At 64.3% G+C, this 6,307-nt stretch carries 8 protein-coding genes; 2 read left to right on the top strand and 6 right to left on the bottom strand.

Annotation, left to right across the window (positions count from 1 at the left end):
• Positions 1-76: 76 nt before the first annotated feature.
• Positions 77-742 carry a glutathione S-transferase family protein gene (locus tag AC1D1P_RS11515; protein ID WP_477673063.1) on the top strand — a complete coding sequence of 222 codons (666 nt, stop codon included), beginning with the start codon at positions 77-79 and terminating at the stop codon, positions 740-742.
• Between the two features lie 86 nt (positions 743-828).
• On the opposite strand, the gene AC1D1P_RS11510 is transcribed toward AC1D1P_RS11515, so the two are convergent.
• The 3 genes from AC1D1P_RS11510 to AC1D1P_RS11500 are packed head-to-tail and all read right to left on the bottom strand — an operon-like array spanning position 829 to position 2,369.
• Positions 829-1,191 carry a hypothetical protein gene (locus AC1D1P_RS11510; RefSeq protein ID WP_477673062.1) on the bottom strand — a complete coding sequence of 121 codons (363 nt, stop codon included), beginning with the start codon at positions 1,189-1,191 and terminating at the stop codon, positions 829-831.
• Positions 1,192-1,247: 56 nt separating this feature from the next.
• Positions 1,248-1,925 (bottom strand): glutathione S-transferase family protein, encoded by a 678-nt coding sequence (locus AC1D1P_RS11505; protein ID WP_477673061.1) that lies wholly within the window; start codon positions 1,923-1,925, stop codon positions 1,248-1,250.
• Positions 1,926-1,946: 21 nt separating this feature from the next.
• The gene (locus AC1D1P_RS11500) at positions 1,947-2,369 is read right to left on the bottom strand and encodes a DoxX family protein (protein WP_477671161.1); all 423 of its coding nucleotides are present in this window, start codon (positions 2,367-2,369) and stop codon (positions 1,947-1,949) included.
• 80 nt (positions 2,370-2,449) lie between these two features.
• On the opposite strand from AC1D1P_RS11500, the gene AC1D1P_RS11495 reads away from it, so the two are divergent.
• Complete coding sequence (locus tag AC1D1P_RS11495) at positions 2,450-3,358, top strand: LysR family transcriptional regulator (RefSeq protein ID WP_477673060.1); 909 nt, start codon at positions 2,450-2,452, stop codon at positions 3,356-3,358.
• A gap of 17 nt (positions 3,359-3,375) precedes the next feature.
• On the opposite strand, the gene AC1D1P_RS11490 is transcribed toward AC1D1P_RS11495, so the two are convergent.
• The 3 genes from AC1D1P_RS11490 to AC1D1P_RS11480 all read right to left on the bottom strand — a co-directional run.
• Positions 3,376-3,591, bottom strand: coding sequence for a hypothetical protein (locus AC1D1P_RS11490; RefSeq protein ID WP_477671159.1), 216 nt, complete (start codon positions 3,589-3,591; stop codon positions 3,376-3,378).
• Positions 3,592-3,888: 297 nt separating this feature from the next.
• On the bottom strand, positions 3,889-4,341 hold the full coding sequence (locus AC1D1P_RS11485) for a hypothetical protein (RefSeq protein ID WP_477673059.1): 453 nt from the start codon (positions 4,339-4,341) through the stop codon (positions 3,889-3,891).
• Between the two features lie 218 nt (positions 4,342-4,559).
• The coding region (locus tag AC1D1P_RS11480; protein ID WP_477673058.1) for an FtsX-like permease family protein at positions 4,560-6,307 on the bottom strand (1,748 nt) is incomplete at its 5' end.

The following is a 6,307-nucleotide window of genomic DNA, read 5'->3' as shown; positions in this document are numbered from 1 at the left end:
GTAGGTGACCGGTCAATCGCATGTCCGGCATCAACAAAACACTCAACCAGGCATCTCAGCAAAAGGAGAAACCACCATGACCCTTCCGACGACCCCTACCATGACGGCCTTTGAGCGTTCGCCCGACCGCGGCCGTGGGCTGGCGCGTGACATGCGCGTTCGCTGGGCGCTTGAAGAAGTGGGGCAGCCTCACGAGGTTCGTCTTGTTTCGTTTGCGGCGATGAAGGAGCCCGCGCATCGCGCGCTTCATCCTTTCGGGCAGATTCCGACCTATGAAGAAGGTGATCTCGCGCTGTTCGAGTCAGGGGCCATCGTGTTCCATATTGCTGAGCGCCATAAAGGCCTGCTGCCAGACGATGCAAATGCCCGCGCTCGCGCCGTCGCATGGATGTTTGCCGCGCTCAACACGGTAGAGCCGCCCATCATTGACCGCTCAATGGCGGTGCTCTTCGAGCGTGACAAGCCCTGGTATGCGGACCGCCTGCCCGCCCTTGAGGACAGCGTCCATGCGCGGCTGGGCGACCTTTCCAGCCGGCTGGGCAATTCCGACTGGCTTGACGGTGCATTCAGCGCAGGAGACCTGCTGATGGTGACGGTGCTGCGCAGGGCGGSCGTATCGGGGCTGCTGGAGAAATACCCGAAYCTTTCGGCCTATGTGGCCCGTGGTGAAGCGCGGCCWGCSTACCAGCGTGCTTTTGATGCGCAATTGGCRGTTTTCACTRGCGGGTCATCGGCCGCCTGAGGAGGGKCAGCCTTKGGGGCCGGTTGTTTTACGGGCTGATGRGAAAAAGCGCTTCCGTTTGGGTCATTGCCGACACTGCAGCAAGCTCATTTCATCTTGGAAAAGTATTCCCAGAATCTTCCGGTGTGGATCCAGTAGAGCGTTGGGCTTAAAAAATGCAGGTGTTGCGCTGTTTCTTCACCGATGCGGCCAAACACAACAACCATGCTTGTTTCTGACTTCCAAATAACCCGATACGGTGTGACGGACTTGGCGTCCTCGAACATCGAGGTGAAGCGTGTTGGAGTGAATAGCAMCTCTGTCTTGCCGAGTGTCCGAAGCATAATCGCCTGAAACTCTATAGAGCCTGGGGGATGCTTACCCCATCCGTCAACGGTCAACCCTTTGTCAGAGCGCCAACGGCCCAGCAACCAATCGGCGGGGCCGGAGGAAGGCGTTTTGGATGGCATCGATTGAGGTGACGAATTTCGACTTCTGGCCAAAAGCGGCCATCCGCTTTATAGCATCAGGCTCTACTTTCACACCCCGCAATGCGACGCGAGAGTTCGGAGCTGCGGGCCAGGAAGAAGCGATGCAGCTCGCGGGCATAGCCGCTGCCCACCGCTTGCTGGACAGAGGGACGCGCAGCGAGAGCGGCGCGCCAGGCCTGCACTTTTGGCAAATGTTCAAAGAATCCTGTTTCGCCCACGTCGTCCAGCACATCGAAATAACGAAACACCGGACCAAACACCGCGTCCACCATGCTGAAGGATGCTCCGGCGAAATAAGGGCCTCGATCCGGCAACACCGCCTCAAGCTGGGCAAGCCGGCGCCCAATATCTTCACGGTGCCGCGCCAGCGACGCCGCATCGGCCGCGTYGTAGAACGCGCCTATCGCATTGAGCAAGGCAGATCCGAACTCCATCCAGGCACGATGCTGTGCGCGCTTGAGGGCATCCGCGGGATGCAGGCGTGGCAACAGGGTGTCGTCCAGGTATTCGCAGATCACGGCCGATTCAAAAATCGCATCGTCATCTACCCGTAGCACCGGCGTCTTGCCCAGCGGCGAGATCGCCTTGAACCAGTCGGGCTTGTTGGCGAGGTCGACGTTGATTCGCTCGAAGGCGACGCCTTTTTCCGCGAGCACGATGGCTGCGCGCTGCACGTAGGGGCACAGGGTGTGGCTGATGAGGGTGAGCTTCATGGTGATGTCTTTCAGCGCAGATCAGCGCAGCACCAGCAGGCGGCTGCGGCGCGCGGCCCAGGCGCCGTCACCCAGCAGCCATTGGGCGAGCGAGGCGACCAGCAGAAAGAGCGGGTATTCCCAGCCGCCCTTGGGGCTGGTAAACACCCAGCCGTTGGGCCAGTGCACCCAGACGACCACCAGCAGCACCGGCGCCAGCAGCAGCGATGCCTGGCGGCCATAAAAGCCCAGCAGAAGCGCCGCGCCGCCGGCCAGCTCCACTGCCACGACAACGTAGGCCATGAAGCCGGGCAGGCCGACCGATTCAAAAAACAGCGCCGTGCCGGGCAGGGTGAAGACGAAGATTTTGAGCAGCGCGTGGGTGACCCACATGGTGCCAAGGGCCAGGCGCAGCAGGGTGGCGCCGTGGCTGGCGCTGGAGGTTTCGGAGGTTTCGATGGTCATGGTGTAAAGCCCGGCGAAGGGCGTAGCGTTGAAGGAGCCGCCACTTTACGATTGCAAAAATACAATGTAAATTGGCAATCATGAAACCATCTATTGCAAAAACGCAATACGCGCTGACGGCCTCTGACCTGGAAATTTTGCTGGCCATGGTGCGCGGCATGACGCTGGCCGAGGCCGCGCGGCGGCTGGGCGCGGATGCGTCCAYGGTGTTCCGCTCGGTGCAGCGCATCGAAAAAAATCTGGGCCAGCGGCTGTTCGAAAGGTCGCGCCTGGGCTACCTGCCCACAGAGCCCATGCTGGGCCTGGTGCCGCATGCGGAGCGCGTGGAGGCCGAGCTTGAAGCGGTGCGCGCCAGCATGCAGCGGCCGCATGAAGGCGTTTCAGGCCTGGTGCGCCTGACCACGACTGACGCGGTATTGCGCGGGCTGGTGCTGCCTTCGCTCAAGCCGCTGCTGGCGCAGCATCCGCTGCTGCAGCTGGACATGCGCACCGGCAATGAACTCGTGAGCCTGAGCCGGCGCGACGCGGACCTGGCGCTGCGTGCAACACGCAAGCCACCCGACCACCTGGTGGGCCGCAAGCTTGGCACCGTGCGCTTTGTGCTGTGCGGGTCCAAAGCGCAAGCGAAGATGGCGTCGTCCAAAAAAATCCCCTTGCTTGATGCGCTGGCGAAACTGGACTGGATAGCGCCTGATGAATCGCTTCCGGAACACCCCTCGGTGCTGTGGCGGCGCAAGCAGTTGCCCAAGGTCACGCCGCGGCATTATGCGGACGGCATTGTGGCGGTGATGGATGCGATCAAGGCGGGGTTGGGGGTGGGCATTGTGCCGCGCTTCATGCTGGCGGGAGAGCCCGGGCTGGTGCCGCTGGCGGACACCCTGGCCGACTGCGAGTCAGACCTGTGGCTGCTGGCGCACGCGGAGTCGCGCCACCTGCGGAGAATTTCCGTGGTGTATGACCACTTTGCAAACAGCATCAGGCTGGCCTGATGCGGCGGGCCCCGGCGTCAAAACGCTGAAGTCCGGAAGACGACTTCCCCGCTGGGAACGTGCACGACGCGCACTTCCTGTCGCGTGGGGTCGGCCACACTTTTCACGGCCACCGCCACGGCCAGCGAATAGTCGGCGAAAAGATGGTTCGAGCTCGACGGCAGCAGGCTGCCTTCGGCCGGATCGACATTTTCAATGCGGTAGTCGTGCGGCGGTGCTTTAGCAGGTCTCATGATGCAAGCCCTCTCTGGTGAATGCCTCCATGGTAGGAGTTCATCCCGGCGCTGTGATGACAATCGCGCGTCAGAAACGTGACCATGAGTAAGCAAACGAAAACGCCTTTCGGCGTGGTCGCCTGCATTGGAGAAAGCTAAAAATGGGAAGGCGGCAGGTGCTGTACCGTGCAGCGTGGAGGCCCTGAATTCATTGGCCAACCCGCGGAGCGCCTCGTATCAAGATGTACAGCACGATAAACAGGATGAGACGAGGCTCGCACAGGGAAGCGGCCATTGCCTGGCAGGCAGCAATTCTCAGTGCAGGTCGCGCCTGGGATCGCGGTCGGAGAGCTCCAGGTTTTTCATCTCGACGGCCACCGACTTCAGCATGTCGAGCGCGGTCTCCGGCGTTTGCACAATGCCCAGCCAGCCGAACAGGTGGTGGCGCAGGAACAGCAGGATCTTGCCGGTCAGCGGGTCGCAGGCAACCCAGTGCCGCGGGCTGTAGCTGGGCTCCAGCGCACTCAATGGCGGGCAGTCCAGCGGGTAGGGCGGGTCCATGTCGGCGCGCAAGCCGGCAAGGCTGGCGACGAGTTCTTCGAGTTCTTCGGCCTGCAGCCTCAGGGGCTGGTTGAGTGCCAGGGTCACGCTGCCGTCGTCATTGCGGGTGAGCTGCAAGCCGTGGGACGGCGGGGAGGAGGYATGCCGTGCGAACTTGCCTGTCGGGTTCGCGTCGGCGCCGGTCAGGGGGCTGGTGTTGGTGGTCATCGCGTTCTCCGCAGGCATTTGAAAGAGAAAAAGGGCGTGGGAGACAAGGGCTGGCAAAACACCTGCGCACTTGACGGCCACCGCATGAGCCACAGTGTGATGCCGGGAGCGGCCGGATGGCGTCGGAAACCGGCCTCCACGCCTGTAGGACGGTGCACGGGCACCCCTTGCGCGTGGCGCACCTTTTCGCGGCAGCGCTGCAAAGGGGCAAGGAAGGCTTACCAGTCTTCTTTCACCGCCAGCACGGCGTCCCGGCCTGCGGCCGCGCGGCCCGCCAGCCAGGCCGTCACGGTGCCGGCCACCACCACCGCGGCGCACAGCAGGGCCAGGCGCAGCCAGGGCACCATCAGGTCCATGGTCCAGTGAAAGCTTTGTGGGTTCACCACGTACACCAGTACGGTCGATACCGCGAGTCCCAGGGCCAGCCCCGCAAGCGCGCCTATCACCGTCCAGGCCGCGCCTTCGCCGGCCACCACGGCCAGGATTTGCCGGCGTGTCAGCCCGAGGTGCGCCAGCAGGCCAAACTCCTTGCGGCGCGCCAGCACCTGGGCGCTGAAGCTGGCGGCCACACCGAAAAGGCCGATGGCGATCGCCACGCCCTGCAGCCAGTAGGTGACGGCAAAACTGCGGTCAAAAATCCGGAGCGATGTGGCGCGCAGCTGGCTGACGGAGGCCAGCTCCAGCAGCGCGCCGGCGCCGGACTGCTGTTCGGCAAGGCCGCGCACGGCCTGCTGCACCTGGCTGTCGCTGGCGCCTTCCTTCAGCCACAGCGCGAGGTCGTTGGTGCGCCGGTCACCGGTCAGGCGTTCGAAGTCCGCATGGGCGATGGCGATGGCGCCGAACTGGCGTGCGTAGTCGCGCCAGACGCCCGCCACATAAAACACGGGCGTCCCGGATCCCACCTTGCTTGCTATCAAATCAGGAGCTGCTCGCGCAGACCCTGATTGGGCCAGAGCCATAAAAGCTTGCGAAAGTGGGCGAAAGACGGTGCCTGGGCGTGCCCCGTACAGGTCCACCATCGGCTCGCTCACGTAGATGCCGATGTGCCCGGGCGGCACCGGCAATGCCTGGCCCACCAGCGGCAGCGCGGTGGCCGGGTTGTCCAGCGGGCGGGCGATCAGGGTGACGCTGGGCCTGGCGGTATCCAGCAACAGCTGCGTGGTGCGCAGGCTGCCCACCCGCGCCACGCCGGGCAGGCGGCCCAGCGCGTCCACAAACTCCGGCGAGAAATACGCCGTATCGCTGGCGGAGGTTCCCAGCGCCGTGCGCACATACAGGTCTGCCGGCAGCACCACGTCCAGCCAGTGCGTGACAGACTCGCGAAAGCTGGTCACCATCACCGTGAGCGCCACGGCCAGGCTCAGTGATGCCACCACACCGCTCACGGCCACCGCGGCGCTTTCGCGCACGCGGCGCGCACGCTCCACGGCCAACAGCGGCAGCAGCCGGTGGGCCACCCGGGGGCTGAGCCGGTTGTAGATCAGCGAAATCAGCCAGGGCAAGGCGGTGATGCCGCCGACCAGCAGCAAGCCCACCGACACGTAGGCCGCCAGTGGAATGCCAAACAGCGGTGGAACCAGCGCCAGCAGAGCGCCGGCAGCTATCAAAATGATACTGAACCAGTGGCCGCTGCCGGTGCCTGCCGCGGCGCCGAGGCCCTTGAGGGTTTGCGCGGGCGGCAGTTTTTGCGCCGCACGCGCTGGCCACCAGCCGCCCACGCCGGCGGCGGCAATTCCCAGCGCGCCGTAAGTGAGTGCGGCCCAGCTGTTCCACTGCAAGGTGGGTGCGACGCCGGAAAAGTAGCCGCCCCCCAGGTCGCCGCCCAGCAGCCGCAGCGCCAGCGCGGCCAGGCCGGTACCCAGCGCGATGCCCAACACGCTGCCGGCCACGCCCAGTAGCAGCGACTCGGCCAGCACCAGCTGCAGGCGTTCGCGGCCGGTGAGGCCCAGCACGCCCAGCAGCGCGA

The organism is Polaromonas sp. P1_E1_2 (assembly GCF_056406035.1).
Note: the sequence above shows the minus strand (reverse complement) of the source record. Positions and strands in the feature narration are given on the sequence as shown.

Excerpts from the sequence above, each read along its gene's own strand:
- AC1D1P_RS11500 (WP_477671161.1), bottom strand. The coding sequence starts at position 2,369 with ATGACCATCGAAACCTCCGAAACCTCCAGCGCCAGCCACGGCGCCACC.
- AC1D1P_RS11490 (WP_477671159.1), bottom strand. The coding sequence starts at position 3,591 with ATGAGACCTGCTAAAGCACCGCCGCACGACTACCGCATTGAAAATGTC.